Origin of the sequence: Bradyrhizobium sp. SZCCT0153 (assembly GCF_018129995.1) — a bacterium.
Taxonomy (GTDB): Bacteria; Pseudomonadota; Alphaproteobacteria; order Rhizobiales; family Xanthobacteraceae; genus Bradyrhizobium; species Bradyrhizobium japonicum_G.
On the sequence record NZ_JAFCKS010000005.1, the window covers coordinates 587,867 to 611,465 of the forward strand.

23 protein-coding genes are annotated in these 23,599 nt (G+C 64.6%); 11 read left to right on the forward strand and 12 right to left on the reverse strand.

Features of this window, described 5'->3' with window-relative positions; all coding sequences use genetic code 11:
- Positions 1-300 precede the first annotated feature (300 nt).
- The 4 genes from flgF to flgH are packed head-to-tail and all read left to right on the forward strand — an operon-like array spanning position 301 to position 3,788.
- Positions 301-1,062 (forward strand): flagellar basal-body rod protein FlgF, encoded by a 762-nt coding sequence (gene flgF, locus JQ572_RS24295; protein WP_211385334.1) that lies wholly within the window; start codon positions 301-303, stop codon positions 1,060-1,062.
- A 16-nt stretch (positions 1,063-1,078) separates the two neighbouring features.
- A complete protein-coding gene (flgG, locus tag JQ572_RS24300) occupies positions 1,079-1,867 on the forward strand; it encodes a flagellar basal-body rod protein FlgG (RefSeq protein ID WP_211385335.1) in 789 nt (262 codons plus the stop codon).
- Positions 1,868-1,877: 10 nt separating this feature from the next.
- On the forward strand, positions 1,878-3,017 hold the full coding sequence (gene flgA / locus JQ572_RS24305) for a flagellar basal body P-ring formation chaperone FlgA (protein WP_211385336.1): 1,140 nt from the start codon (positions 1,878-1,880) through the stop codon (positions 3,015-3,017).
- A 3-nt stretch (positions 3,018-3,020) separates the two neighbouring features.
- Positions 3,021-3,788 carry a flagellar basal body L-ring protein FlgH gene (gene flgH / locus JQ572_RS24310; RefSeq protein WP_211385337.1) on the forward strand — a complete coding sequence of 256 codons (768 nt, stop codon included), beginning with the start codon at positions 3,021-3,023 and terminating at the stop codon, positions 3,786-3,788.
- 139 nt (positions 3,789-3,927) lie between these two features.
- On the opposite strand, the gene JQ572_RS24315 is transcribed toward flgH, so the two are convergent.
- Positions 3,928-4,707 carry a 2-keto-4-pentenoate hydratase gene (locus JQ572_RS24315; protein WP_211385338.1) on the reverse strand — a complete coding sequence of 260 codons (780 nt, stop codon included), beginning with the start codon at positions 4,705-4,707 and terminating at the stop codon, positions 3,928-3,930.
- Positions 4,708-4,791: 84 nt separating this feature from the next.
- Positions 4,792-5,820: an SDR family oxidoreductase gene (locus tag JQ572_RS24320; RefSeq protein WP_211385339.1), complete on the reverse strand. Its 1,029-nt coding sequence runs from the start codon at positions 5,818-5,820 to the stop codon at positions 4,792-4,794.
- Positions 5,821-5,909: 89 nt separating this feature from the next.
- On the opposite strand from JQ572_RS24320, the gene JQ572_RS24325 reads away from it, so the two are divergent.
- Entirely contained in the window at positions 5,910-6,308 is a 399-nt protein-coding gene (locus JQ572_RS24325) for a winged helix-turn-helix transcriptional regulator (RefSeq protein WP_211385340.1), read from the forward strand.
- A 282-nt stretch (positions 6,309-6,590) separates the two neighbouring features.
- On the opposite strand, the gene dksA is transcribed toward JQ572_RS24325, so the two are convergent.
- Positions 6,591-6,956 (reverse strand): RNA polymerase-binding protein DksA, encoded by a 366-nt coding sequence (dksA, locus tag JQ572_RS24330; RefSeq protein WP_008554760.1) that lies wholly within the window; start codon positions 6,954-6,956, stop codon positions 6,591-6,593.
- Between the two features lie 215 nt (positions 6,957-7,171).
- Positions 7,172-7,783 carry an NAD(P)-dependent oxidoreductase gene (locus tag JQ572_RS24335; RefSeq protein WP_211385341.1) on the reverse strand — a complete coding sequence of 204 codons (612 nt, stop codon included), beginning with the start codon at positions 7,781-7,783 and terminating at the stop codon, positions 7,172-7,174.
- Between the two features lie 135 nt (positions 7,784-7,918).
- Between JQ572_RS24335 and JQ572_RS24340 the strand changes: the two genes are divergently transcribed.
- Positions 7,919-8,290, forward strand: a complete 372-nt coding sequence (locus JQ572_RS24340; RefSeq protein WP_211385342.1) for a winged helix-turn-helix transcriptional regulator — start codon at positions 7,919-7,921, stop codon at positions 8,288-8,290.
- Positions 8,291-8,314: 24 nt separating this feature from the next.
- Here JQ572_RS24340 and JQ572_RS24345 read toward each other — a convergent pair whose 3' ends face one another.
- Positions 8,315-8,728, reverse strand: coding sequence for a flagellar assembly protein FliX (locus JQ572_RS24345; protein ID WP_211385343.1), 414 nt, complete (start codon positions 8,726-8,728; stop codon positions 8,315-8,317).
- A 269-nt stretch (positions 8,729-8,997) separates the two neighbouring features.
- Between JQ572_RS24345 and JQ572_RS24350 the strand changes: the two genes are divergently transcribed.
- The 4 genes from JQ572_RS24350 to JQ572_RS24365 all read left to right on the forward strand — a co-directional run bounded on the left by JQ572_RS24350 (position 8,998) and on the right by JQ572_RS24365 (position 11,513).
- Positions 8,998-10,122: a flagellar basal body P-ring protein FlgI gene (locus tag JQ572_RS24350; protein ID WP_211385344.1), complete on the forward strand. Its 1,125-nt coding sequence runs from the start codon at positions 8,998-9,000 to the stop codon at positions 10,120-10,122.
- Positions 10,122-10,487, forward strand: a complete 366-nt coding sequence (gene flgJ, locus JQ572_RS24355) for a flagellar assembly peptidoglycan hydrolase FlgJ (protein WP_211385345.1) — start codon at positions 10,122-10,124, stop codon at positions 10,485-10,487. The genes JQ572_RS24350 and flgJ overlap by 1 nt, the downstream gene beginning before the upstream one ends.
- Before the next feature lie 11 nt (positions 10,488-10,498).
- Positions 10,499-10,996, forward strand: a complete 498-nt coding sequence (locus JQ572_RS24360) for a hypothetical protein (protein ID WP_211385346.1) — start codon at positions 10,499-10,501, stop codon at positions 10,994-10,996.
- A 157-nt stretch (positions 10,997-11,153) separates the two neighbouring features.
- A complete protein-coding gene (locus tag JQ572_RS24365; protein WP_211385347.1) occupies positions 11,154-11,513 on the forward strand; it encodes a hypothetical protein in 360 nt (119 codons plus the stop codon).
- Between the two features lie 3 nt (positions 11,514-11,516).
- On the opposite strand, the gene JQ572_RS24370 is transcribed toward JQ572_RS24365, so the two are convergent.
- From JQ572_RS24370 to JQ572_RS24390, 5 genes are all read right to left on the reverse strand, one after another.
- The gene (locus JQ572_RS24370; RefSeq protein ID WP_211385348.1) at positions 11,517-11,885 is read right to left on the reverse strand and encodes a hypothetical protein; all 369 of its coding nucleotides are present in this window, start codon (positions 11,883-11,885) and stop codon (positions 11,517-11,519) included.
- 12 nt (positions 11,886-11,897) lie between these two features.
- The gene (gene flaF / locus JQ572_RS24375; RefSeq protein WP_194481793.1) at positions 11,898-12,266 is read right to left on the reverse strand and encodes a flagellar biosynthesis regulator FlaF; all 369 of its coding nucleotides are present in this window, start codon (positions 12,264-12,266) and stop codon (positions 11,898-11,900) included.
- 293 nt (positions 12,267-12,559) lie between these two features.
- Positions 12,560-14,848 carry a DUF1522 domain-containing protein gene (locus JQ572_RS24380; protein ID WP_211385349.1) on the reverse strand — a complete coding sequence of 763 codons (2,289 nt, stop codon included), beginning with the start codon at positions 14,846-14,848 and terminating at the stop codon, positions 12,560-12,562.
- Between the two features lie 219 nt (positions 14,849-15,067).
- Positions 15,068-17,347, reverse strand: a complete 2,280-nt coding sequence (locus JQ572_RS24385) for a DUF1522 domain-containing protein (protein WP_211385350.1) — start codon at positions 17,345-17,347, stop codon at positions 15,068-15,070.
- A gap of 323 nt (positions 17,348-17,670) precedes the next feature.
- On the reverse strand, positions 17,671-19,950 hold the full coding sequence (locus tag JQ572_RS24390; RefSeq protein ID WP_211385351.1) for a DUF1522 domain-containing protein: 2,280 nt from the start codon (positions 19,948-19,950) through the stop codon (positions 17,671-17,673).
- Positions 19,951-20,270: 320 nt separating this feature from the next.
- On the opposite strand from JQ572_RS24390, the gene flbT reads away from it, so the two are divergent.
- Entirely contained in the window at positions 20,271-20,711 is a 441-nt protein-coding gene (gene flbT, locus JQ572_RS24395; protein WP_211385352.1) for a flagellar biosynthesis repressor FlbT, read from the forward strand.
- A 138-nt stretch (positions 20,712-20,849) separates the two neighbouring features.
- Here the strand turns inward: flbT and JQ572_RS24400 are convergent, their stop codons facing one another.
- Complete coding sequence (locus JQ572_RS24400) at positions 20,850-22,349, reverse strand: pyridoxal phosphate-dependent decarboxylase family protein (protein ID WP_211385353.1); 1,500 nt, start codon at positions 22,347-22,349, stop codon at positions 20,850-20,852.
- On the reverse strand, positions 22,346-23,599 hold the full coding sequence (locus tag JQ572_RS24405) for an ATP-grasp domain-containing protein (protein WP_211385354.1): 1,254 nt from the start codon (positions 23,597-23,599) through the stop codon (positions 22,346-22,348). Before JQ572_RS24405 ends, JQ572_RS24400 begins: the two co-directional genes overlap by 4 nt.

The window sequence follows — 23,599 nt, forward strand, 5'->3', positions numbered from 1 at the left end:
CGCAGTGCGCTCCTCTTGCCTGCAAACGCTACGGTAATAATGGTTAACGGAACCTTTCGATTGGGCCTCCGCTAGGAAAAATCTGCCGGGCAAACATGGCTAACAGACCCTTTCTGCCGCCTGCTTTCGTCCTCGAAAAATCAACAAGACATTGAAATAACGTAACTTTCCAGACTGGCACGACTTTCGCTGAGAAAGGGCCGAGACCCAAGGTTTGGGAGAACCCGAGGTCTCGTTCACGGGGTCCGCCAAGGCGCTTGGGAGAGCGAGGCGGCAGATCCCACTCAGGGGAGATTTCCGATGCAGAACGCGCTTCTGATCGGCCTGTCACGGCAGATGACGTTGGAGCGGCAGATGGATGTCATCGCCAACAACGTCGCCAATGCCAATACCAATGGCTTCAAGGCCGACCATTCGCTGTTCGAGGAGTACCTCAACTCGAACGCGCACGAGGACAATTTCGTCGGCTCCGACCGCCGGGTCTCCTATGTGCAGGACCGCGGCACCTTCCGCGACGTCGGCCAGGGACCGATGGAGCCGACCAAGAATCCGCTCGACATGGCGATCAGCGGCGACGCCTATTTCGCGGTGCAGGCCAATGGCGGCGAGCGCTACACCCGCGACGGCAAATTCTCGCTCAACAGCACCGGCCAGCTCGTCACCTCCGACGGCAACCTCGTGCTCGGCACCGCCGGCCCGATCACCTTCCAGCCGACCGACCACGACATCAACGTCGCTCCGGACGGCTCCGTCACGGTGCTCGAAGGCACGGCCAAGACCGACTCGATCCGCGGCAAGATCCGCATGGTGTCGTTCGACGATCCGGCCAGGCTGACCAAGCTCGGCGCCAATCTCTATGCCGCCGGCTCCGCGACCCAGCAGACCGACACCAAGTCCACCGTGCAGCAGGGCTACGTCGAGAAGTCGAACGTGAACTCGGTCGGCGAGATGAGCCGCATGGTCGAAGTCATGCGCAGCTACACCGCCATCGCCAACCTGCTCCAGCAGCAGAGTGACCTCCACAAATCGGCGATCGAGAAACTCGCCGATGTTCCGGCCTGATTGAGGGAGAACTGACATGCAGGCGCTTCACACCGCAGCGACCGGAATGGCGGCACAGGAACTCAACGTTCAGGTGATCTCCAACAACATCGCCAACCTGCGCACCACCGGCTTCAAGAAGCAGACCGCCTCGTTCCAGGACCTGATCTACGAACACGTGCGCCGCGTCGGCGCCCAGTCGTCCGACCAGGGCACCATCCTGCCGGTCGGCGTCGACATCGGCGGCGGCGTCAAGACCGTCGGCACGCCGCGCAGCATGACGCAAGGCACGCTGTCGCAGACCGGCAACGATCTCGACCTCGCGGTCTCGGGCGAAGGCTTCTTCAAGATCCTGATGCCCGACGGCAGCTACCAGTACACCCGCGACGGCACCTTCCAGATGGACAATCAGGGCCGCGTCGTCACCGCGCAGGGCAACCCGGTGCAGCCGACGATCACGATCCCGAACAACGCTTCGGGCCTGACCGTCAACGTGCAGGGCCAGGTCTCGGTGACGCTGCCGGGCTCGTCGACCTCGACCATCCAGGGCCAGATCGGCCTGACCCGCTTCATCAACAAGGCCGGCCTGCAGCCGGTCGGCAACAATCAATTCACCGAGACGCCCTCCTCCGGCCCGCCCCAGGACGGCACCGCGACCGCCGAAGGTTACGGCAACATCACCCAGGGCAGCCTCGAGCAGGCCAATGTCGACGTCGTCTCGGAGATGAGCGACCTGATCGCGGCCCAGCGCGCCTACGAGATGAACGCCAAGGTGATCAGCGCCGCCGACCAGATGATGCAATCGACCACGGCGCTGTTCCGCTGAGGTGATGGCAATGATCCGCACCACCCTCGCCACGATCTCGGCCCTGCTCGCGCTGGCACTGCCCGCACGGGCCGCCGACGATTTCATCGCAACGCCGACGCTGCGCGCGAGCATCACCGTGACCTCGGACGTGGTTCGGGTCGGCGATCTCATCGACAATGCCGGCTCCGCCGCCCTGATCCCGGTCTACCGCTCGCCCGATCTCGGCACCACCGGTGCGCTGTCGGTCGCCCAGGTCCTGAGCGTGCTCCGTGCCAAGCAGGTGATCGGCGTGATGACCGGCGACATCAAGGAGGTCCAGGTCACCCGTCTCGCCCGCACGCTCGCCAACAAGGACCTCGAAAACGCGGTCGCTTCGGCGCTCGAGCACCGCTTCGGCTTCGGCAGTGCCGCCAACATCACGGTCACGTTCGACCGCGGCATTGCCGACATACGGCTGGACGCCTCCAACACCGGCGCGCTCCTGCCGGTCGCAACCCGCTATGACGCCCGCAGCGGCCGTTTCGACATCGCCTTCGAGATCAACAACGACAACAATCAGGCGGCGACCAAGCTGCGCTTCAGCGGCACCGCCATCGAGACGGTGGAAGTGGCCGTGCTGACGCGCGACATCGACCGCGCCGATCTCCTGAAGTCCTCCGACGTTGCCGTGGAGCGCCGGCCGAAGGCCGAGGTCACCGGCGAGGCCGCCTCGCGCGATCGCACGCTCGGCATGCAGCTCCGCCGGCCGATGCGGGCGGGCACGCCGATCCGCGTCGCCGACATCGTCAAGCCCGACTTCGTGCAGCGCGACCAGAGCGTCACCGTGATCTACCAGGTCCCCGGGATCTATCTCACGACCCGCGGCAAGGCGCTAGAGAGCGGCGCCGAGGGCGACACCATCAGCGTGCTCAACCTGCAGACCAAGCGCACCTTAAGCGGCACCGTCACCGCCCGCGGCCAGATCACGGTCCAGGGGGCCAGCCAGTCCGCGCCGATGCCGGCTGCGGTCGAGCAGACTTCCTCGCTCAAGCGCGACGAAGCGCCCGCCCCCATCGACACTGCGGCCCTCGTCCGGAACCTGGTCCAGGCCCCCGCGTCTGCGGCCCAGATCGCCCAAGCCCAGATCCCGCAAGTTCGCGTCTCGCAAGCTCCAGCCAAGTCAGAGTAAGTCATGTCCAGTTTCAGTTCGGCTTTTCGTCCTCGCCGCATCGCGATCTCTGCCCTGCTCCTGGCAATTTGCGCGCTGGCGAGCGGCTGTTCCTCGATCGACCGCCTGTCGCAGATCGGTGAGCAACCGAAGCTGTCGTCGATCGACAATCCGACGGCGCAGCCCGGCTACAAGCCGGTGCAGATGCCGATGCCGAAGCCGGAAGTCGCCTCCTACAATCCGAACTCGTTGTGGCGCAACGGCAGCCGCGCCTTCTTCAAGGACCAGCGCGCCCACCAGATCGGCGATCTCCTCACCGTGACCGTGAACATCACCGACAAGGCCAACCTCTCCAACGAGACCCAGCGCAGCCGCACCAATTCGGAAGATTCCGGCATCACCGACTTCATCGGCGCCAAGACCCTCGGCGCGCAGGCGCAGAAGGTGCTGCCCGGCCGTATCCTCACCGCCGACTCCACCGCCTCCAGCGACGGCAAGGGCTCGGTCAACCGCCAGGAAGCGTTGCAGACCAACGTCGCCGCGGTCGTCACCCAGGTGCTGCCGAACGGCAACCTCGTGGTCGAAGGCAAGCAGGAGATCCGCGTCAACTACGAGATCCGCGAACTCGTCGTCGCCGGCATCGTCCGCCCCGAAGACATCCAGAGCGACAACACCATCGATTCCACCAAGATCGCGCAGGCCCGCATCGCCTATGGCGGCCGCGGCCAGATCATGGACGTGCAGCAACCGCGCTACGGCCAGCAAGTCATGGACGTGCTGCTGCCCTTCTAGCCTTCTCCCGAGCTCCCACATCGTGTTCGCGAACCTAGGCGCGGACGACGATGTACGACGCGGCCCTCGCTAGCTCCCCTGGCGAGGGCCGCATGTATTTTCTGGCACGCGTTGCGCTCGCAAAGACGACGGAGAGAGCTCACGTGAACTCCGCCTCCACCACGCCCAGCCCGTCCAGCTCCATCCGGACGTTGTCGCCTGCCTTCAGCCACAGCGTCTTGACCAGGCTTCCAGTGAGCACGAGCTGGCCCGCGTGAAGACCCTTGCCTTCGGCGGCGAGGTGGTTGGCGAGCCAGGCGAGGGCGTTGTGGGGATGGCCGAGCACGTCGGCGCCGGTGCCGTGGCTGACCTCCTCGCCGTTGACGATGGCGCGGCCCTTGACCGATTTCAGGTCCGGCACCGACGAGCGCTGTACGGACGGCCCCAGCACGCAGCCGGCGGCGAAGAAGTCGTCGGCGATCAGCGTCGGCGCGCCCATCGTCTCCCATTTCACGTAGCGGTCGTCGACGATCTCGATCGCGGGATGATAGGCCTCGACCGCCTCGCCGACCCATTCGGCCGTGAACGGCGCCTCGCCGGCGGCGAGGTCGCGCTTGAGCCGCACCCCGATCTCGCATTCGACGCCGACGCGGACGTAGTTGGAGGCGGCGAGCTTGACGCCGCTGTCGTGCACGCCCTTTTGGAACACGCCGCCGCCGCAGGGGTGCGGGATGCCGATATAGTCCTGCATCACCCGGCTGGTGCAGCCGATCTTGTAGCCGACCAGCGGGCCGAAATTCTTCAGCAAGAGATCATGCAGCGCGCGCTGGACCTGGTAGCCCTCGGCTTCGTCGGCGGGCGGACGGTCCAGCGCTGCAAGCGGCGCATGGTTGCGGCGCGCCAGCGCGATCGCCTTTGCGGCTTCGAGAATGTTGTCCATCGGCGCCGCCTCCCACGCATCACAATCGAGGGAGGCACTTCAGCATCCCCGCCGGGGCGTGACAAGCGCGGCCGGCGTGTGCGCTCACGCCTTGACGAGGCCGAGCCGGATCAGGCTCTCGGCCGTCGCGAGGATGGCCGCGTCGTTGGAACGGGCCTGCCAGCCCAGCAGCGACCTCGCCTTGGCACTGGTGGAGCGGCGCACCCTGCCGAGCATGGGCACGACCGCCCGCAACAGCGCAATCCGGTTCGCAGCCAGCCGCACCAGCCAGTCCGGCGCCTGGAGCCGCGGAACCCGGCGTGCGGCCGGCCCGAGTTCCCGCCGCAACACCCTGGCGATGTCGAGGATCGACATCGTCTCGCCGGAGACCGCGATGAACCGCTCGCCCTTCGCCTGCGGCGCCGTCATCGCCCGCAAATGGAGGTCGGCGACGTCGCGCACGTCGACGACGCCGAAATAGACCCGCGGCACCGCCGGCATGGCGCCGTCGAGCAGCGATTTGACGATCTCGATCGAGCCGGAGAAGTCCGGCCCGAGCACGGGACCGAAAATGCCGGCGGGATTGACGACCGACAGCTCGAGGCCTGCGCCCTCGCGCGCGACGAAATCCCAGGCCGCCTGCTCGGCCAGCGTCTTGGATTTGACGTAGGGCTGCACGTCGGCGCCGTCGAGATTGGTCCAGTCGGTCTCGTCGAACGGTTTTTCGCGCGATGGATGGCCATAGCCGATCGCGCCCAGCGACGAGGTGATGACGACCCGCCTCACGCCGGCCTCGCGCGCGGCGCGCAGCACCCGCAGCGTGCCGTCGCGGGCGGGGATGATCATCTCGTTCTCGTCCTTGGGGACACTGGTCGACAGCGGCGAGGCGACGTGGAGCACGTAGTCACAGCCGGCGACCGCCTCGCGCCAGCCCTCGTCCGCCGTGAGGTCGGCGGTGAAGAAGGACAGGCCGTCGGGCGCGACCGCCCCGCCTTCGCGCAGCATCGCCAGCACATCGGCTTGCCGGTCCGGCCGACGCACAGTCGTCCGCACATCATGGCCGGCGGCGAGAAGCTGCAGGACGACATGGACGCCGACGAAGCCGGATCCGCCGGTGACCAGAACGGTGCTCATTGCCAATTCCTCTCTTGGGCCGGCCGGCGATTGGTTCTGCCCCTGCTCAAGGCCGCATCTGGCCACTATTTCCCGAGGGAACAAGTAGAATGGATTTCGAGACCGGTATGGAAAACCTGACCAGCACTTGCGAGGGCGACTGTGATTGCAGCCCCGACCCTGCCCTGCTCGCCGACTTCAAGCGGGCCATCCGTGCCCTCGGCGGCAAATGGAAGCTGGAGATCCTGTTCGCGCTGATGAACGGCGCGGTCCGGTTCGGTGCCTTGCGCCGATCGATCGGCGGCATCACCCAGCACATGCTGACCACACAACTGCGCGAGCTCGAGCAGGATGGATTGGTGTCGCGAACCGCCTTCGCGGAGAAGCCGTTGCGGGTTGAGTACGAGCTGACGGATGCGGCTTACGGCCTGCTGCCGGCGTTTAAGGAAATATTGAGCTGGTCTAGGCTTTATGGGGATGCACGCCTTGCAGCGTCGCATGAAGCCTGATTGCAGCGACGTGTGAAGCCGCTGCATCAGTGTGTCAGCATCCGGGACGATCTCGTTGATGCGACTCGCAAAACCTCCCGCACCTGAAGTGAAGGCTGTTTCTCATCCGAACTCACGTGAGCTCGGAGGAGTTGAGTCTAGCCCATTGATCACGATTCACTTTTCGCGATTGCTGCCGCGCGTCGAAGCGCGCGGCGGCAAGCGACAGGCAACATGCTGGTCACGGCGCGAAGCGGCACCTTGGGTCCAAAAACAAAGAGCCGCATCGCTGCGGCCCGGACTCTATTCGTCGCGATAGACCTTCTCGCGTTTCTCGTGGCGCTCCTGCGCTTCCACCGAGAGCGTCGCGATGGGCCGGGCCTCGAGCCGCTTCAAAGAGATCGGCTCGCCGGTGTCCTCGCAATAGCCGTAGGTGTTGTCCTCGATGCGCTGGAGCGCGGCGTCGATCTTGGCGATCAACTTGCGCTGGCGGTCGCGGGCGCGGAGTTCGATCGCGCGGTCGGTTTCGGACGATGCCCGATCGGCGAGATCGGGGTGGTTCACGTTCTCCTCCTGCAAGGCTTGCAGGGTGAGCTTGGACTCTTTGAGGATCTCATCCTTCCAGGCAAGGAGCTTCAAACGGAAGTACTCCTTCTGCCGGTCGTTCATGAAAGGCTCTTTTTCGGTCGGTCGGTAGTTTTTCAACTTTTCCAAGGGCGGCCTATCTGTCTAAGCAACGACTCGCACACGGACCGGGGTCCGCTGAGCGGGGCCTTATATAGCGGCCTCCTGTGACAGACAATATTTCCTTAATCGCTCGGTTACCGCCCCCAAACCCTTGCACAGGAAGGTTTATCCGCAAGGGCCCGGGAGCGGCCGAGAACTCAGTAGCCGACCGTGAAACGCTGCCTCAAATGGGCCGGCCGCTCGATCTCGTCGGCAAGGGCAATGGCGTAGTCGGCGAAGCTGATCCAGCTCTTCCCGCTCGCATCTGCGAGAAGCTGGTCAGTCCCGAGCCGGAACTTGCCGGTCCGTTCCCCCTCGACGAACAAGGCGGATGGCGAGATGAAGGTCCAGTTCAGGCCCTTTTCCTGCCGCAACAGATCGAGAAAGGCCGAACCGGCCTCGGCCTCAGCCTTGTATTGGGTGGGAAAACCGGGAGTTGTGACCAACTTTACCCCCGGAGCGACCTCGAGGCTGCCAGCCCCACCGACGACGAGGTAGCGACCGATCCTGGACTCCTTCGCCGCACCGATCAGCTTGAGCGCGTCGCTGGCGAGGAAGTGCACGGAACTCACGGCGACGTCATGCCCGGCCCACAGCTTCGCGAGGCCGGCCTGATCGAGTACATCCCCCTTGGTGGGAGTGACATTCGGCAGCGCCGCGATCTTCTCGGGGTTGCGCGCGATAGCCGTGACCGCATGGCCGCGGCTGGACAGTTCCTTGGTGATCTCCGACCCGGCCCGGCCCGATGCGCCGGCGATTGCGATTTTCATGGAAGGCTCCTTTGCTTCTGTGGTAACTGTCGGTGACTAGATATCGCAAAGAATGCTGGTGTTAAGAGAGCACTTTGTGCTTACCTGATTACGCAGGAGTGACCGGCGGCGACAAAGGATCGTGAGGACCCGACGATGAAGCCAGACGTCTACGCAGCGAATTGCCCGACCCGACAGATCCTCGACCGCGTCGGCGACAAATGGGCGGTGCTGATCTTGCTGCTGCTGCGCGAGGAGCCGATGCGGTTCAATCAGTTGCGGCGCACGATTGAAGGCATTTCGCAGAAGATGCTGAGCCAGGTTCTCAAGTCGCTCGAACGCGACGGATTGATCAAGCGCCACGCCATCGCGACCGTGCCAGTGACGGTGGAATATTCGATCACGCAGCTTGGCATAACGCTCGCCGCCGCGGTCGATCCGCTGCGCGATTGGGCCGAGCGGAACCTGAAGGACGTGCTCGCCGCCCAGCGCCGCTACGACGGGCAGCAGAAGGATGAAGCAGCTTAGGCTGCGCGGAGCGACGGATAACGATTAGGCCTGACCGGCCTTCGCCAGCTCGACCTCGACGCGCAGCTCGATCTCGGACAGCACGGAATCGAGACCGGGGTCTCCGGAGGACGATTTCAGGTTCGCCGCAGCGTCACGCAGCCGCATCACGGTCGACCCATCCAGCTTGCCGGAAAGCAGGCTCATCTTGAGATCGTCGAGCACGTCGAGCGCGGTCTTGCCGCGCGCGACCGAACGCTTGCGACGCTCGACCGGATCTTCCTCGATGCCTTGCAGCGCGAGCAGCCCGTCGATGTTGGCGGCGGCCTTCGGCGCGGCAGCGCCCCGCGTCTCCTGCGCCGAGGCGGCGTCGGGCAGCACGAAGGTGCCGGAGCTCGTCCGCCTGGCCTGGCTGGCCGGCGTTCCAAGCGTGGTGCCGTTCGGTCCGTAGATGCGCATCGCAGCAATCCGGGTGATCGATGCGCCACATTCGCCGTCTTATGGTTAACGGCCCGTAAACAGCCCGGCAAAATCTGCCGACAGGCGGCAGTTTCGCTCCTCACGGCGAACGTCTGCTGACACCGGTCGAAACAGATTTATTCAACCTATTCAACCGCCTAACTCCCCTGCCCCGCGTTGGCACAGCCCTCGCAAGGAAAGCGTCGGACCAGCTCGTCATGGGAGTGTCGGGATTGGTCCGAGATTTGAGGAGCCTCGGGGAGCAGAGGATGCCAGGCGTTCGTTGGGTGAGGATTGTTGGGGTGGCCTGCGCCGCGCTGTCAGCGCTGGCGCTGTCGGTCGCGCCCGCGGCTGCGACCTCGCGCATCAAGGATCTCGCCAACATCGAAGGCGTGCGGCAGAACCAGCTCATCGGCTACGGCCTCGTCGTCGGCCTCAACGGCACCGGCGACACCCTCAACAACATCCCCTTCACCAAGCAGTCGCTGCAAGCGATGCTCGAGCGCATGGGCGTCAACATCCGCGGCGCCACCATCCGCACCGGCAACGTCGCCGCCGTGATGGTCACGGGCAATCTGCCGGCCTTCGCCACCCAGGGCACGCGCATGGACGTCACCGTGTCCGCGCTCGGCGACGCCAAGAACCTCCAGGGCGGTACCCTGCTCGTGACCCCGCTGCTTGGCGCCGACGGCAACGTCTACGCGGTGGCGCAGGGCTCACTCGCGATCTCCGGATTTCAGGCCGAAGGCGAGGCAGCCAAGATCGTGCGCGGCGTTCCGACCGTGGGGCGCATCGCCAACGGTGCCATCATCGAGCGCGAGATCGAATTCGCGCTCAACCGGCTGCCGAACGTGCGCCTGGCGCTGCGCAATGCCGACTTCACCACCGCCAAGCGCATCGCGGCGGCGATCAACGACTATCTCGGTGTCAAGAGCGCCGAGCCGATCGATCCCTCGACGGTGCAGCTATCGATCCCGCCGGAGTTCAAGGGCAACGTCGTCGCCTTCCTCACCGAGATCGAGCAGCTCCAGGTCGATCCCGATCTCGCCGCCAAGATCATCATCGACGAACGGAGCGGCATCATCGTGATGGGCCGCGACGTCCGCGTCGCGACCGTCGCGGTCGCGCAAGGAAACCTCACCGTCACGATCTCCGAGAGCCCCCAGGTCAGCCAGCCCAACCCGCTGTCGCGGGGCCGCACCGTGGTCGCGCCGCGCAGCAGCGTCACCGTCACCGAGGACGGCAAGAAGCTGGCCTTGGTCAAGGACGGCGTCTCGCTCCAGCAGCTCGTCGACGGCCTCAACGGGCTCGGCATCGGCCCGCGCGACCTCATCAGCATCCTCCAGGCGATCAAGGCCGCCGGCGCGATCGAAGCCGACATCGAGGTGATGTGATGCAGACAGGCATGATCAACACCCCGCACGTCGTCAGCTCGGCCTTCTCGGTGGAGAGCCGCAACGGCCGCCCCGACTTCGAGCTCGCCGCCGCACTCCAAAAGGTCTCGCCGAAGCAGCAGGCCAAGGCGCAGAAGACCGCCACCGATTTCGAGGCGATGTTCCTCAACAGCATGTTCTCGCAGATGACCTCGGGCCTGAAGGGCGAAGGCCCGTTCGGCGACACGCCGGGCACCGGCGTGTGGCGCTCGATGCTGACCGAGCAATATTCCAAGAACTTCGCCAACGCCGGCGGCGTCGGCATCGCCACCGAAGTCTATCGCACCCTCATCACGCAGCAGGCGAAAACGATCCGCACGGCATAAGGTCAAACGAAATGAACCATTTCAGCGCCTCGCGTCAGCCGATGCCAGCCCATCGCCCGAACACCGCGCCCGGCAGCGCCGAGGCGCGCAAGCTCGCCGAAGACCTGATGGACGCGATGAACGCCCTGCTCGGCCTGATCGAGCGCGAGACCGAGCTCGTGCGCGCCGGCAAGGTCCGCGAGGCGATGGCCTTCGAGAGCAAGAAGCAGGAGATGTCGCGCAACTATGTCGGCGCCGTCAGCCAGCTGAAGGCGAACCAGCCCCAGCTTGCGAAATCCGCGCCCGAACTGCTCGCGACGCTGCATAGGCACCACGATGCGTTCCGCGCGATGCTCCAGGTCAACCTCACCGTGCTCGCAACCGCTCACGCGGTCTCGGAGAGCGTCGTGCGCGGCGTCAATGCCGAGATCCAGAAGCGCAACGTGCCGAACACCTACACGGCTTCAGGGCGCCGCGCCGCTCCGGGCCCGCGCCACATCACGCCGCTCGCGGTCAGCCGCTCGCTCTGAGCGCGCAGGAAAAATCGACAATTTTACGAAAAACCGCGCGGCAATATCGCCGCGCGGTTAGGCACGTTTCCTTACCGGGTCTTCAATCCTGGTGTTCCATGGTTGCGTATTGAGAGGGGTTGGGATTTGACTCACGTGAGGCAACCAGGAGGCTGCCATGAGTACAGATTTCAGCATCAGGCCGGTGGGGATACCGGCCCCCGTGCAGATCGTGACGACGTCGAATGCGGCGGCGAACGAGGCCGTGCAAACTGATTTGCCGGTGAGCCAGACAGTGGCCGCCGGTGAGGCGAGCGCGCCTGCGCGCAATGATTTCCAGCGCAACGAGAACGTCTCACGCCAGGTCGTGTTCGACCAGGCGGCCGCGTCTTTCGTCTTCCAGGTGGTCAACGACAGGACCGACGCGGTGGTCAACCAGTTCCCCGACGAAGCGATGCTGCGCCGGCGGGCCTATTTCCATGCAGAAGATCTGAAGTCGCAGCCCTCGCGTCCGCTCAACACGGACCGCAGCGCCTGACCGTCAGGCGTCGAGCGTCGCGACGGCCGTATCGAGATAGGTCGAGCCGGTCGCGGGATCGGTGACGACGTTCTTGACCTGCGCCTTCCCGATATCCGTCAGCGTGAACTTGGTGTTGCCGAAGCGGAACGAGCCGTCCTTGATCAGCACCTGCTGATACTGCGAGGTATCGGCGCTCTGATAGTGGATCTGCGCGCGAAATCCGTCGACCTGCGAGACGTTGAGGGAAAACGACTTGCCGTCGGGATATTTGCCGCTCCAGCTGCCCTGATAGAGCGTGGAATCCACTGCGACGTATTTCGACGAGCCCGAGGTGCTCGACAGCACGTTCGACTTATACGCGGTCGACAGGATGCTCATGATGTCGGCCATGACGGGCTTCCATCACGGACGGCCGGACAGGCCGGCGGCGATATTGCGGTTGATCTCGATCAGCGGACGGAAGTGATCGAACTGCGGGCTCATCTGCAGCGCGGCGGTCTGGCTCAGCACGAACACGCTGATGTTGGCGATCTTCTGCCGGACGTCGAGCGGCTGCGGATTGTTGTCGCGCATGGCCTCGCTCAGGAAGATCGTCCAGAGCTTGCGATTGAACATCAGGGCCTGCGTGGTCTGCTCGCTGAAGGGGTCGGCGTTGTTCACCGCGTCCTGGAGCTTGTTCGCGGCCTTGAGCAGGGTCTGCGCCTCGATGTCGCGAGGAGATGCGGTGGTCGTTGCAACACGCGCGTAGGCCGAGGCAGCGGAATTCGACATCAATCACACCTTGGAGGTTACCTAGCCCGTTGAACGCGCTTAAGGATTTCTTTCCCGACCCTAGGCAGCACCGCTTAAGATTTGCTTACGTGTGTGCTTGGAAGCACTCCGGATTATTACGGGTTACGGAGTTCTTCTTCGACGCGAAGCTAGATGCGCATGCGCACGCTGTAAACACGTCTCGCGTGACGTACATCAATCTCAGCTAATCCTGCCTTAGCGATCTCAGTAAAAAGAACGGCGGAGCGTTAGCCCCGCCGCGTTGTCTCGAGTAGCGATCTTGCGCCGCGAGATTAGCGGAGCAGCTGCAGCACGCTCTGCTGCGACTGGTTGGCCAGCGACAGCGCTGACACCGCGATCGACTGTCGGGTCGACAGCGCCTGGCTGTTGGCCGCTTCCTCGTTGGTGTCGGCGAGCGTCAGGTTGGACGAGCCGGTCTGCAGAACATTGATCAGGTTCTTGGAGAAATCCTGACGTACCTGCACGATCGAGAGGTTCGAACCGAGCGCCGAACCTTCCGAGCGCAGCGTGCTCGAGGCCGCGTTCAGGCTGGTCAGCACCCTGTTGGTCGCGCCGTTGTCGATGAAGTCGACGCCGTTGACGAGGTTGCTGAGGCCGAGGCCGGCCGCGTTGAACACCACGCCGTTGATGCCGAGCGTGGAGCTGCCGGTTTCGTTGAAGACGAGCTTCAGCGTGTCGCCGTTGAGCAGGTTGACGCCGTTGAAGGACGAGTCCTGCGACGTCGTGTCGATTTGCGCCAGGATGTTGTTGAACTGGTTGACGAGGTTCGAGCGCGCGGTCTGCGCGACCGGATCCTGGACCGGCGGCTGCGCCGTGGTGAAGGCCAGAACACCGGTGATGGTGCCGCCGACCGTGCCGCCGGCGGTCGTCGAACCGAGCGTCGAGGAGGCGTATTCGTTCACGGTGGTCACCGTCAGCACGCCATTGGCGTCGATCGTCGCGGTCAGATGGTTCGCCTGAAGCTGCGCGTTGAGCTGGTCCAGCGTCTTGACGGTGCCGTTGGTGCCGTCGCCGAAGGTGACGTTCACCGGCGTTCCGCCATTGAAGGAGGTGAAGGTCAGTGTCTTGCCGCTGACGCCGCCAACACCGGAGGTGCGCGCCGCGGTGAAGGCTGTCGCCGTTCCCGTGTTGCCGCTGAGGCCGAATGCGTTGAGGGCATTGCCGGTGCCGGTGATCGAGAGATCGGCGTTGACGCCGGTGGAGAGCGCAAGCTGGCCGCTGCTGTTGACCGACGACGGAATCTGGCCGGACGTGGTCGAGAGGGTAGCCGCACCATTGAAGATGCTGGCGGTCTTGACGCCGGTAGCAAGGTCGATCGAGTTGAGCAGGTCCGTGAGCGTCGCGCTCTGGATGTAGACGGTCGAATTGCCGTTGCCGTCGGTGACGATATTGCCGTTGACACCACCCGACGTCACGCTGGCCGCCGACTGGGGCGTCTGGGCGTTCTTGAAGGTGATGGTGTGACCGTCGATGTTCAGCGTCGAGCCGTCCTGAACGAGAGAGCCGAGCGAGCCGGCGGTCGTCGACCGGTTCGCGGTCACGCTCGCATTGCCCGCGCCGGTCGCTGCGGTCAGACCGAGCTTGTTGAGGAAGTCAGCCTTGCCCGTCACGCTCAGATCGGCGCCGGTCGAGCTCTTCAGCGTAACCGCGCCCGCCGTGATGGACGATGCCACCTGAAGCGTGCCGACGGGACCGGCCGCACCGCTGACCGCGATTGTCGCCGCCCCCGCACTGATCGTCGCGGTTTTGACGCCGCTGGCGAGGTCGATCGCGCTGAGGACGTCGTTGACGGTCGCCCCGGGGGCAGCCGCCGTTCCCTCATAGACGATCGAATTGCCGTTGCCGTCGGTGGCGATGTGTCCGCTGGCGTCGAGGCCCCAGCCGGTCGGCTGCGTGGTCGGAGCGATGCCGGTGCGGAAGGTGATGGTCTTGCCGTTGACCGTGATGGTATCGCCGTCCGCGGGCGGCGTGCTGAAGGTGGCCGATGTCGTGGTACCGAGCAGCGTGGCAGTGCCGGACAATGCGGTGGTGCCGTCGGCAGCGGTCACTGCCGTACCGGTAAAGGTGCCTGCATTCGAGCCCAGCGAGGCGCCGAGCGCGGCAGTTCCGGTCACCGGAGTCACGCCACCGGGTGCGCCGGTGTAGAGCACGTTGCTGTTGGCGGTCGCGCTCGCATAGGAGGTCGTGCCGCGCAAATCGGCGGGCGTCGCACCGGGAATCGTGGTGGAGACGTTCGACTTAGTGGAATAGCCGACCGTGGTCTGCAGCGCCTGGTTGGCGATCGATTTCGCGCTGTCGATCAGCTTCTGCAACGAGGTGATGCCGGTGTTGGCGGCCTGGAGCACCTGCACACCGTTGTTGATGCCGTCGAGCAGGTTGCTGATGTCGCTCGCCCGGTTGTCCAGCCCCTGCGCCGTGAAGAAGTTGGTGGGGTTGTCGAGCGCCGTGTTGACCTTTTTGCCGGTCGACAGCCGTTCCTGCGTCGTGGCCAGCAAGTCGGCCGTCGACTGCAGCGACAACAGGTTCTGGCGAACTGACGCCGAGAGAACGATGTTGGACATTGGCGAGTCTTCCTCTTGAACCGGATACGAATCGGCCGCGCGGGTCTGGAAAGCGGGCTTTTGTCCAGTCTTAGAGGCTGTCCTTTAAAGTATGGTTAACGCCGGTTTAAGGGATAGGGTTAATGGCCGGTGAAAGCCCCTGCCCGCCTCCGGACACAAAAAGAGCGGCGGGGCAAATGGCCCCGCCGCTCGGATTTATTCAGTAGTTTCAGCTTCTTATTAGCGGAGCAGCTGAAGCACGCTCTGCTGCGACTGGTTGGCCAGCGACAGCGCGGAGACCGCGATCGACTGCCGGGTCGACAGTGCCTGGCTGTTCGCCGCCTCGACGTTGGTGTCGGCCAGGGTCAGGTTGGACGAACCGGTCTGCAGCACGTTGATCAGGTTCTTGTTGAAGTCCTGACGGATCTGCACCACCGAGAGGTTCGAGCCGAGGCTCGAGGCCTCCGAGCGCAGCGTGCTCGAGGCGGCGTTCAGGTTGGTCAGCACCCTGTTGGCGGCAGCGTTGTCGATGAAGTCGACGCCGACAGTCAGCGAGGCGAGGCCGAGACCCTTGGAGTTGTAGGTGACGCCGGTGATGTTCAGGCTCGACTTGCCGGTCTCGTCGAACACCAGCTTGAGCTGGTCGCCGTTCAAGAGGTTGACGCCGTTGAACGAGGAGTCCTGCGAGGTCGTGTCGATCTGGTTCAGGATGTTGTTGTACTGGGACACCAGGTTCGCGCGGGCCGTCTGCGCAACGCCATCCTGGACGGGGTTGGAAGCCGTCGAGAACGTCAGTGCCGTGGTCAGCGTACCGCCGATCGCACCGCCGGCGGTCGTCGAGCCGAGCGTCGAAGACGCGTAGTCGTTGGACGCGGTGATGGTCAGCAGGCCATTGGCGTCGATCGTTGCAGCCAGGTTGTTGGCCTGAAGCTTGGTGTTGAGCTGATCGAGCGTCTTGATCGTCCCGTTGGTGCCGTCGCCAAAGGTGACGTTGACGGCCGTGCCGCCATTGAAGGAGGAGAAGGTCAAGGTCTTGCCGGCAATGCCGCCGATGCCCGAAGTGCGGGCCGCGGTGAACGCGGTCGCGTTGCCGGTATTGCCCGCGAGGCCGAATACATTCAGCGCATTGCCGGTGCCCGTGATCGACAGATCGGCGTTGATGCCGGTCGAAAGTTTGAGCTGGCCGGACGTGTTGATTGTCGAGTTCGACTGACCGGTGGCGGTCGCAAGCGTCGCAGTGCCGTTGGCGTTGATCGTCGCGGTCTGCACGCCGGTGGCAAGGTCGATCGCCTTCAGCACGTCGGCAACCGTGCCGGCCTGCAGATAGACGGTCGAGTTGCCGTTGCCGTCGGTGAGGACGTTACCGCTTGCACCGTAACCGCTCGGAACGCTCGGAGCACCGGTCGATCCCGGGATCGGCGCGTTCTTGAAGGTTATGACGTGACCGTCGACGTTCAGCGTCGAGCCGTCGGCGATCGTCGCACCCAGCGAGGCCGCGCTCGTGGTCCGTTCGACGTTGACGGTGGCATTGCCTGCCCCCGTGGACGTCGTCAGGGCGAGAGCCTTGAGCAGGTCGGCCTTGCCGGTGACGCTCAGATCCGCACCCGTCGAGCTCTTCAGCGTGACGGCGCCACCAGCAGCGGTCGAGGCGGTCTGGCCGACGCTCGTGGCGATCGTCGCAGCGCCCGCACTGATGGACACCGTCTTGACGCCGCTGGCAAGATCGATTGCGGTCAAGAGATCGTTGACGTTCGCAGCCGGGGTGCCCGCGGTGCCGAGATACACGGTGGTGTTGCCGTTGCCGTCGGTGACGAGGTTGCCGCTGACGCCCGAGCCGGACGCAACTGCGGTCGACGCCGGAGCAGAGCCCGTACGGAAGGTGATGGTCTTGCCGTTGACGGTCAGCGTGTCGCCGTCGGCAGGCTGGGCGTTGCCGAGCAGGCCGGTCGCGGTCGTGCCGTTGGTGGCGATCAGGGTGATGGTGCCGGCCAGGGCGGTGGTGCCGTCACCGGCCGTTGCGCCGGTGCTTGCAAAAGAGCCGATGGTGGCGCCGAGCGTCGTGGTGCCGGTCGCCGCCGTCGTGCCGCCGGCCGTGCCGTTATACAGCACGTTGCTGCTCGCGGTCGCGCTGGCAAAGGAGGTCGTCCCGCGCAGGTCGGCCGCCGTCGCACCCGCGATGGTGGTGGAGACGTTGGACTTGGTGGAATAGCCGACGGTGGTCTGCAGCGCCTGGTTGGCGATCGACTTGGCGCTGTCGATCAGCTTCTGCAGCGAGGTCAGGCCGGTGTTGGCAGCCTGCAGCACCTGCACGCCGTTGGCGATACCGTCGAGCAGATTGTTGATGTCGCTGGCGCGGTTGTCGAGCGACTGTGCGGTGAAGAAGTTGGTGGGATTGTCCAGGGCCGAGTTGACGCTCTTGCCGGTCGACAGACGGTTCTGGGTCGTGGCGAGGAGGTCGGCGGTGGACTGGAGCGAGAGCAGGTTCTGGCGAACCGACGCAGAGAGAACAATACCGGACATGACTTTTACCCTTCTGGCTTACGCGTCTTCGTTCGATCGCTTCGGATCGAGTGACGGGGCCAGCGTGCCGCGACATGGCTAACAAAGGGTGAAACGGCTCTGGTTCGCATAAACGCCGGTTCACCATAAGCCGGTCGGACGCGTCGATTGGCGCCGCAATCAGCCTGAAATCACTCGCGATTTTTTCCGCTTACTCCCCATTAACCATAACCGCTGGTTACTTTTTCGATCCGCCTCCGCTCCCCGAATACCTGCAGGCGGACAAAAAAAGCGGCGGGGCCGAAGCCCCGCCGCCCTATCCTGCTAGCGATGTGCGCCGCTTGTTAGCGGAGCAGCTGGAGCACGCTCTGCTGCGACTGGTTGGCCAGCGACAGCGCGGAGACCGCGATCGACTGACGGGTCGACAGCGCCTGGCTGTTGGCCGCCTCGACGTTGGTGTCGGCCAGGGTCAGGTTGGACGAACCGGTCTGCAGCACGTTGATCAGGTTCTTGTTGAAGTCCTGACGAACCTGCACGATCGTCAGGTTCGAACCGAGGCTCGAGGCTTCCGAACGCAGCGTGCTCGACGCGGTGTTCAAGTTGGTCAGCACCTTGTTGGTGGCGGCGTTGTCGATGAAGTCGACACCGCTGGTCAGCGAGGCGAGGCCGAGACCCTTGGAGTTGTAGGTCACGCCGGTGATGCTGAGGTTCGACTTGCCGGTCTCGTCGAACACCAGCTTGAGCTGGTCGCCGTTCAGCAGGTTGACGCCGTTGAACGAGGAGTCCTGCGAGGTCGAGTCGATCTGGTTCAGGATGTTGTTGTACTGGTTGACCAGGTTCGCACGCGAGGTCTGGGCAACCGTGTCCTGGACGGGGCTGGAAGCCGTCGAGAACGTCAGTGCCGTGGTCAGCGTACCGCCGATCGCACCACCCGCGGCGCTCGAACCGATCGTCGAGGACGCGTAGTCGTTGGTGGTCGAAACCGTCAGCAAGCCGTTGGCGTCGATCGTGGCAGTCAGGTTGTTGGCCTGAAGCGCCGAGTTGAGCTGATCGAGCGTCTTGACCGTGCCGTTGGTGCCGTCGCCGAAGGTGACGTTGACCGCCGTGCCGCCGTTGAAGGCAGAGAAGGTCAAGGTCTTGCCGGTAAGGCCGCCAACGCCCGAGGTACGCGCCGCGGTGAATGCGGTCGAGGTCCCGGTGTTGCCGGCGAAGCCGAGCGCGTTCAGCGCATTGCCGGTGCCGGTGATCGACAGGTCGGCATTGACGCCGGTCGAGATCTTGAGCTGACCGGAGGCGTTGATCGACGAGTTGGTCTGGCCGGTTGCGGTCGCAAGCGTCGCGGTGCCGTTGGCGTTGACCGTCGCGGTCTGCACGCCGGTGGCAAGGTCGATCGCCTTCAGCACGTCGGCAACCGTGCCGGCCTGCAGATAAACGGTCGAGTTGCCGTTGCCGTCGGTGAGAACGTTGCCGCTCGCGCCATAGCCGCTCGGAACGCTCGGAGCACCGGTCGAGCCCGGGATCGGCGCGTTCTTGAAGGTGATGACGTGACCGTCGACGTTCAACGTCGAACCGTCAGCAATCGTCGCACCCAGCGAGGCAGCGCTCGTGGTCCGGTTGACGCTCACGGTGGCATTGCCGCCGCCCACTGCCGAGCTCAGACCGAGAGCCTTGAGCAGGTCGGCCTTGCCGGTGACGCTCAGATCCGCACCCGTCGAGCTCTTCAGCGTGACGGCACCCGCACCAACGCTCGAAGCGGTCTGGCCAACGCTCGTGGCGAGCGTCGCAGCGCCCGCACTGATGGACGCCGTCTTCACGCCGCTGGCGAGATCGACCGCGGTCAACAGATCGTTGACGGTCGCAGCCGGAGTGCCCGCGGTACCGAGATACACGGTGGTGTTTCCGCTGCCATCGGTAACGAGGTTGCCGCTGACGCCCGAACCGGACGCAACCGCGGTCGACGCCGGAGCAGAACCGCTGCGGAACGTGATGGTCTTGCCGTTCACGGTCAGCGTGTCGCCGTCGGCAGGCTGGGCGTTGCCGAGCAGGCCGGTCGCAGTCGTGCCGTTGGTGGCGATCAGGGTGATGGTGCCGCCCAGAGCGGTGGTGCCGTCGCCGGCCGTTCCCGCGGTGCCCGTGAACGTGCCGATGGTGGCGCCGAGCGTCGTGGTGCTGCTCGCCGCCGTGGTGCCGCCGGCCGTGCCGTTATACACAACGTTGCTGCTCGCGGTCGCGCTGGCGAACGAGGTCGTGCCGCGCAGGTCGGCCGCCGTCGCACCCGAGATCGTGGCGGAGACGTTCGACTTGGTGGAATAGCCGACCGTGGTCTGCAGCGCCTGGTTGGCGATCGACTTCGCGCTGTCGATCAGCTTCTGCAGCGAGGTGATGCCGGTGTTGGCGGCCTGCAGCACCTGCACGCCGTTGGCGATGCCGTCGAGCAGGTTGTTGATGTCGCTGGCGCGGTTGTCGAGCGACTGGGCGGTGAAGAAGTTGGTGGGATTGTCCAGGGCGGAGTTGACGCTCTTGCCGGTCGACAGACGGCTCTGGGTCGTGGCGAGCAGATCAGCGGTGGACTGGAGGGAAAGCAGGTTCTGACGAACCGAGGACGAGAGAACGATACCGGACATGACTCTGTTACCTTTCTGGTAAACGACGCTACTGTTACGCGTCTGCTTGGATCGAGATTGACCCAGCGACCGGCGGACCGTGGCTCCGAGAATCTAACGAAGCATGAAATGAAACCGGCAGTTTTGCCGAGTCGGCGCGTGATTCGGCCGATCCAAAGATCCGCGACGCTGCTCCGCCGGGCAATTTCGACGTTGATATGATTGATCTTTTCCGCGCTCGTGGCGAGGATTCACAAGTCGTTAACTAATCTTGATGGAGTATTGCGCCCTGATCCGCCGCAACACACGCTCGGTTACGAAAGCGTTGATGGAGAACAGGCATGGCCCTCAAGGTCGAGCTCAGACCGCACGAACGCATCATCGTTGGCAACTGCGTGATAACCAACACCGACCAGCGCGCCCGCCTTCTGATCGACGGCGACAACGTGCCGATCCTGCGCGAGCGTGACATCCTCACGCCCGAGACCGCCGACACGCCGGCCAAGCTCGTCTATCTGGCGGTGCAGCTCATGTACATCTCGCCGGATCCGCAGACCCAGCACGGCACCTATTTCAACCTGGTGCGCGACATCGTCACCGCCGTGCCGAGCTCCTGGCCGATCATCGAAGGCATCAACAACAACATCCTGAACGGCGACCTCTACCGGGCGCTGAAGGACGCCCGCAAGCTGATCGCCTATGAAGAGAAGCTGCGCGGCCAGTTCGAGGCCACGCATCCCAAGACGGAAGCGGTCAAGGACGACGTCAGCACCGCCGCCTGATCCCGCGCTCTCGCGCGGCCACGCCGCGCGAACGAGCAGGCCCCACGAACGACCAGCTCTTTCGAAAGACCAGCCTTTCGAAAGATAGCGGCCCCGGATCGCCTCCGGGGCCGTTGTCGTTTCAGGCATGCATAGTTGCTAATGCTCTGCGAGCGGTGGTGCCTCGACCTCGACCACTGCGTCGCCGCTCCGTCGTGCGCCGAACTCCAGCACGGCCGCGACCAGCGCGTCGATGTCCGACTCCTCGGTGCGATGATTGACGATCGCGGCCCGGATCGCGAACTCGCCGTTCAGCGTCGTGCTCGACGGCGCCGCGACGCCGGATTCCTGGATGTCTGCAACGATCTCGCGATTGACCTCGTCGGCGGCGCGGTAACGAAAACAGACGATGTTGAGATTGACCGGTGCCAGCAACTCCAGCCGCGGCTCGGCGAGAACGCGCGTCTCCAGATATTTCGCCAGCGCACAGCTACGCGCGATCACCGCACCCAGCCAGTCGGTGCCGAACGTCTTCAGCGTGAACCAGGTCTTCAGCGCACGGAAGCCGCGTGACAGATCGGGCCCAAGATCGCAGGGCCAGACCGCGCCCGCGGCGAGCCCCCTCGCCTCGCGGCGCAGATAGGCCGCCGGCTGCGCAAAGGCATGCCGATGCTGCTCTCCGTCGCGCACCAGCAGGAAGCCCGCATCGTAAGGCACCTGCCCCCATTTGTGGAAGTCGAGCGCGATGGAATCCGCGAGCTCGATGCCGCCGAGCAGCGGCGCGAGCTCGGGCGACAGGATCGCAAGCGCGCCGAACGCGCCGTCGACGTGAAACCAGATTCCCTCTTCGCGGCACAGCTCCGCGATCGCCTTGAGATCGTCGACCGCACCGATGTCGACCGTGCCGGCGGACGCGACGACGAGGAACGGCTTGAAACCGACCTCGCGATCGACAGCGATCTGGGCGCGCAACGCGGCAACGTCGATGCGATGGTCGGCATCGACGCCGATCTTGCGCAGCGCATCGGTGCCGAGCCCGGCAATGTCCATCGCCCGCGAGACGCAGCCATGCGCGGCCTGCGACGTATAGGCGGTGAGCAGCGCACCGTCATTGCCGATGCCGTGCTGCCGCGCCAGCGTGCCGAGCGCGCTGGCACGCGCCACCAGCACGGCCATCAGATTGGCCATCGACGTGCCCGTGACGAAGATGCCGCTCGCGCCGTCGGGAAACGCGAACAATTGCCGCATCCAGCCGACGATCTGGCGCTCGACCTCGATCGGCATGTGGTCGCGGCCGCCGAGATTTGCGTTGAGGCCCGCCGCGAGCATTTCCGCGAGCATGCCGACCGCGGTGCCGCCACCATGCACCCAGCCCATGAAACCCGGATGGACGTTACCTGTCGCATACGGCGCGACATGCTCGGCGAATTCGCGATAGACCTCGGCGAGATCGTTTGCCTCGCGCGGCACGTCGGCCTTGAATGCCGCGCGGGCGCCGTCGGGGATCGGCTGCCACACCGGGCGCGCACGAATGTTGGCAATACCGTCGATAGTTTCGTCCAGCATGCGATGGGCGAGCGCGCGAAATTCACTCCAGTCCTGAGGATCGAGCGAGCTGTGCGTGACCGAGCTATAGGTCTTGCGGACGATCTCGTTCATGCTGCACTCCCCTCGCCCGCTGTTGCATGCCGCGACAGCATCGCCGTGAATGCCGCGAATATCTTGCGCATTTGCGGCGGCTTGTACGGAAACACGATCGGCGGATCCATGTTGTGCACGACGGCGGTGTTGTCGGCCTCGAAGACAAGGAGTTCGCGGTTCTGGTTCTCGGCGCAATCGACGATGAAATAGTCGAGGCCGACGCGCCTGCTCATTTCGTCGAGCGCGACCTTGTGGCGCGCAGCGAAAGCATGATCGAAGTCGAGCATGAAGACGGCCTCCTCCGCCCGCTTCTCCTCGCTGAACGCCATGTAGGCGTTGAGATACCAGATGTCCCAGCGGTCGGCGATCGCCATGTGGCAGGCATAGGGCTTGCCGTCGACCATGGCGAGACGATATTTGCGGTAGAGCCCATCGGGACTCACATAGTCGACGAAACGCGCGACGAAGAAGTCCTGCTCTTGCCGCTCGGCAAGATAGGCCGCGAGCGCCGGCGCATTGTCGAGCTTCGCTAGGCCGACGCCGGCATGCGAGCCGCGCGGCCGCGCGATCATCGGGAAGTGCAGTTCGTCCGCGATGTCCTTGCAGGCCTTTCGTCCCTGCGAAAGATCCGACAATTGCGCGCGCGTCGCGTGGATGGTCGCGGGAATGTCGAGACCCGGGACACCGGCCAGCAATCGATAGAGCTTGTCGCGATCGAGATTGCCGATGAGATCGGGACGATTGAGCAGCGGCCGCGGCCAGCGTGGCGCGGCCTTTTCGATCAACGCGAGCGCATCCCGGCATTCCTCGGAATCGGATGCGATCACGATCGCGACGTCGTGCTCGGGCAGATTCTCCGGCAGACCGACGCCCTTGACCACGTAGAGCGTCAACAGCTCGATGTCGGAGTCTTCCAGCAGGAAGTCGATCGGCGTGTTGCCGCCCATGTCGATATCGGCCGCGAGCGCGAGCACGCGCAGACGGGGTTTCGAAACCGCACAGGGCGTGCGAAACAATTGGTGGAAGGAGAGCACTTCGGTCTGGATCACGAGCCCGGCCTCCTTCTCGCCGAGAAGCTGGGCAATCAACGACAGGTCCAGGCCTTCGCCCGCCTCTGCCGTCCCTTCCGCGATCCGCGCCAGGAGCTGTTCGCGCAACGGATGCAGATCGCCGCCCTCGAAGGCGCGGCGCGTCAGCTGCGCAAAGCCGATGCGGTCGGCATGGTTCGGCACGGTCATGCCGATCGGCGCGGAAACCGGATGTTGCAT

Bases quoted from the DNA above. Each gene is read 5' to 3' on its own strand.
- dksA (WP_008554760.1), bottom strand. From the start codon at position 6,956: ATGAACGACCGGCAGAAGGAGTACTTCCGTTTGAAGCTCCTTGCCTGG.
- JQ572_RS24350 (WP_211385344.1), top strand. From the start codon at position 8,998: ATGCCAGGCGTTCGTTGGGTGAGGATTGTTGGGGTGGCCTGCGCCGCG.
- JQ572_RS24385 (WP_211385350.1), bottom strand. From the start codon at position 17,347: ATGTCCGGTATTGTTCTCTCTGCGTCGGTTCGCCAGAACCTGCTCTCG.
- JQ572_RS24335 (WP_211385341.1), bottom strand. From the start codon at position 7,783: ATGAAAATCGCAATCGCCGGCGCATCGGGCCGGGCCGGGTCGGAGATC.
- JQ572_RS24315 (WP_211385338.1), bottom strand. From the start codon at position 4,707: ATGGACAACATTCTCGAAGCCGCAAAGGCGATCGCGCTGGCGCGCCGC.
- flaF (WP_194481793.1), bottom strand. From the start codon at position 12,266: ATGTCGAATTCCGCTGCCTCGGCCTACGCGCGTGTTGCAACGACCACC.
- flgH (WP_211385337.1), top strand. From the start codon at position 3,021: ATGTCCAGTTTCAGTTCGGCTTTTCGTCCTCGCCGCATCGCGATCTCT.
- JQ572_RS24400 (WP_211385353.1), bottom strand. From the start codon at position 22,349: ATGAACGAGATCGTCCGCAAGACCTATAGCTCGGTCACGCACAGCTCG.
- JQ572_RS24370 (WP_211385348.1), bottom strand. From the start codon at position 11,885: ATGGCCGACATCATGAGCATCCTGTCGACCGCGTATAAGTCGAACGTG.
- JQ572_RS24405 (WP_211385354.1), bottom strand. From the start codon at position 23,599: ATGCAACATCCGGTTTCCGCGCCGATCGGCATGACCGTGCCGAACCAT.
- JQ572_RS24340 (WP_211385342.1), top strand. From the start codon at position 7,919: ATGAAGCCAGACGTCTACGCAGCGAATTGCCCGACCCGACAGATCCTC.
- JQ572_RS24360 (WP_211385346.1), top strand. From the start codon at position 10,499: ATGAACCATTTCAGCGCCTCGCGTCAGCCGATGCCAGCCCATCGCCCG.
- flgG (WP_211385335.1), top strand. From the start codon at position 1,079: ATGCAGGCGCTTCACACCGCAGCGACCGGAATGGCGGCACAGGAACTC.
- JQ572_RS24320 (WP_211385339.1), bottom strand. From the start codon at position 5,820: ATGAGCACCGTTCTGGTCACCGGCGGATCCGGCTTCGTCGGCGTCCAT.
- flbT (WP_211385352.1), top strand. From the start codon at position 20,271: ATGGCCCTCAAGGTCGAGCTCAGACCGCACGAACGCATCATCGTTGGC.
- JQ572_RS24380 (WP_211385349.1), bottom strand. From the start codon at position 14,848: ATGTCCAACATCGTTCTCTCGGCGTCAGTTCGCCAGAACCTGTTGTCG.
- JQ572_RS24345 (WP_211385343.1), bottom strand. From the start codon at position 8,728: ATGCGCATCTACGGACCGAACGGCACCACGCTTGGAACGCCGGCCAGC.
- flgA (WP_211385336.1), top strand. From the start codon at position 1,878: ATGATCCGCACCACCCTCGCCACGATCTCGGCCCTGCTCGCGCTGGCA.
- flgJ (WP_211385345.1), top strand. From the start codon at position 10,122: ATGCAGACAGGCATGATCAACACCCCGCACGTCGTCAGCTCGGCCTTC.
- flgF (WP_211385334.1), top strand. From the start codon at position 301: ATGCAGAACGCGCTTCTGATCGGCCTGTCACGGCAGATGACGTTGGAG.
- JQ572_RS24390 (WP_211385351.1), bottom strand. From the start codon at position 19,950: ATGTCCGGTATCGTTCTCTCGTCCTCGGTTCGTCAGAACCTGCTTTCC.
- JQ572_RS24325 (WP_211385340.1), top strand. From the start codon at position 5,910: ATGGATTTCGAGACCGGTATGGAAAACCTGACCAGCACTTGCGAGGGC.
- JQ572_RS24365 (WP_211385347.1), top strand. From the start codon at position 11,154: ATGAGTACAGATTTCAGCATCAGGCCGGTGGGGATACCGGCCCCCGTG.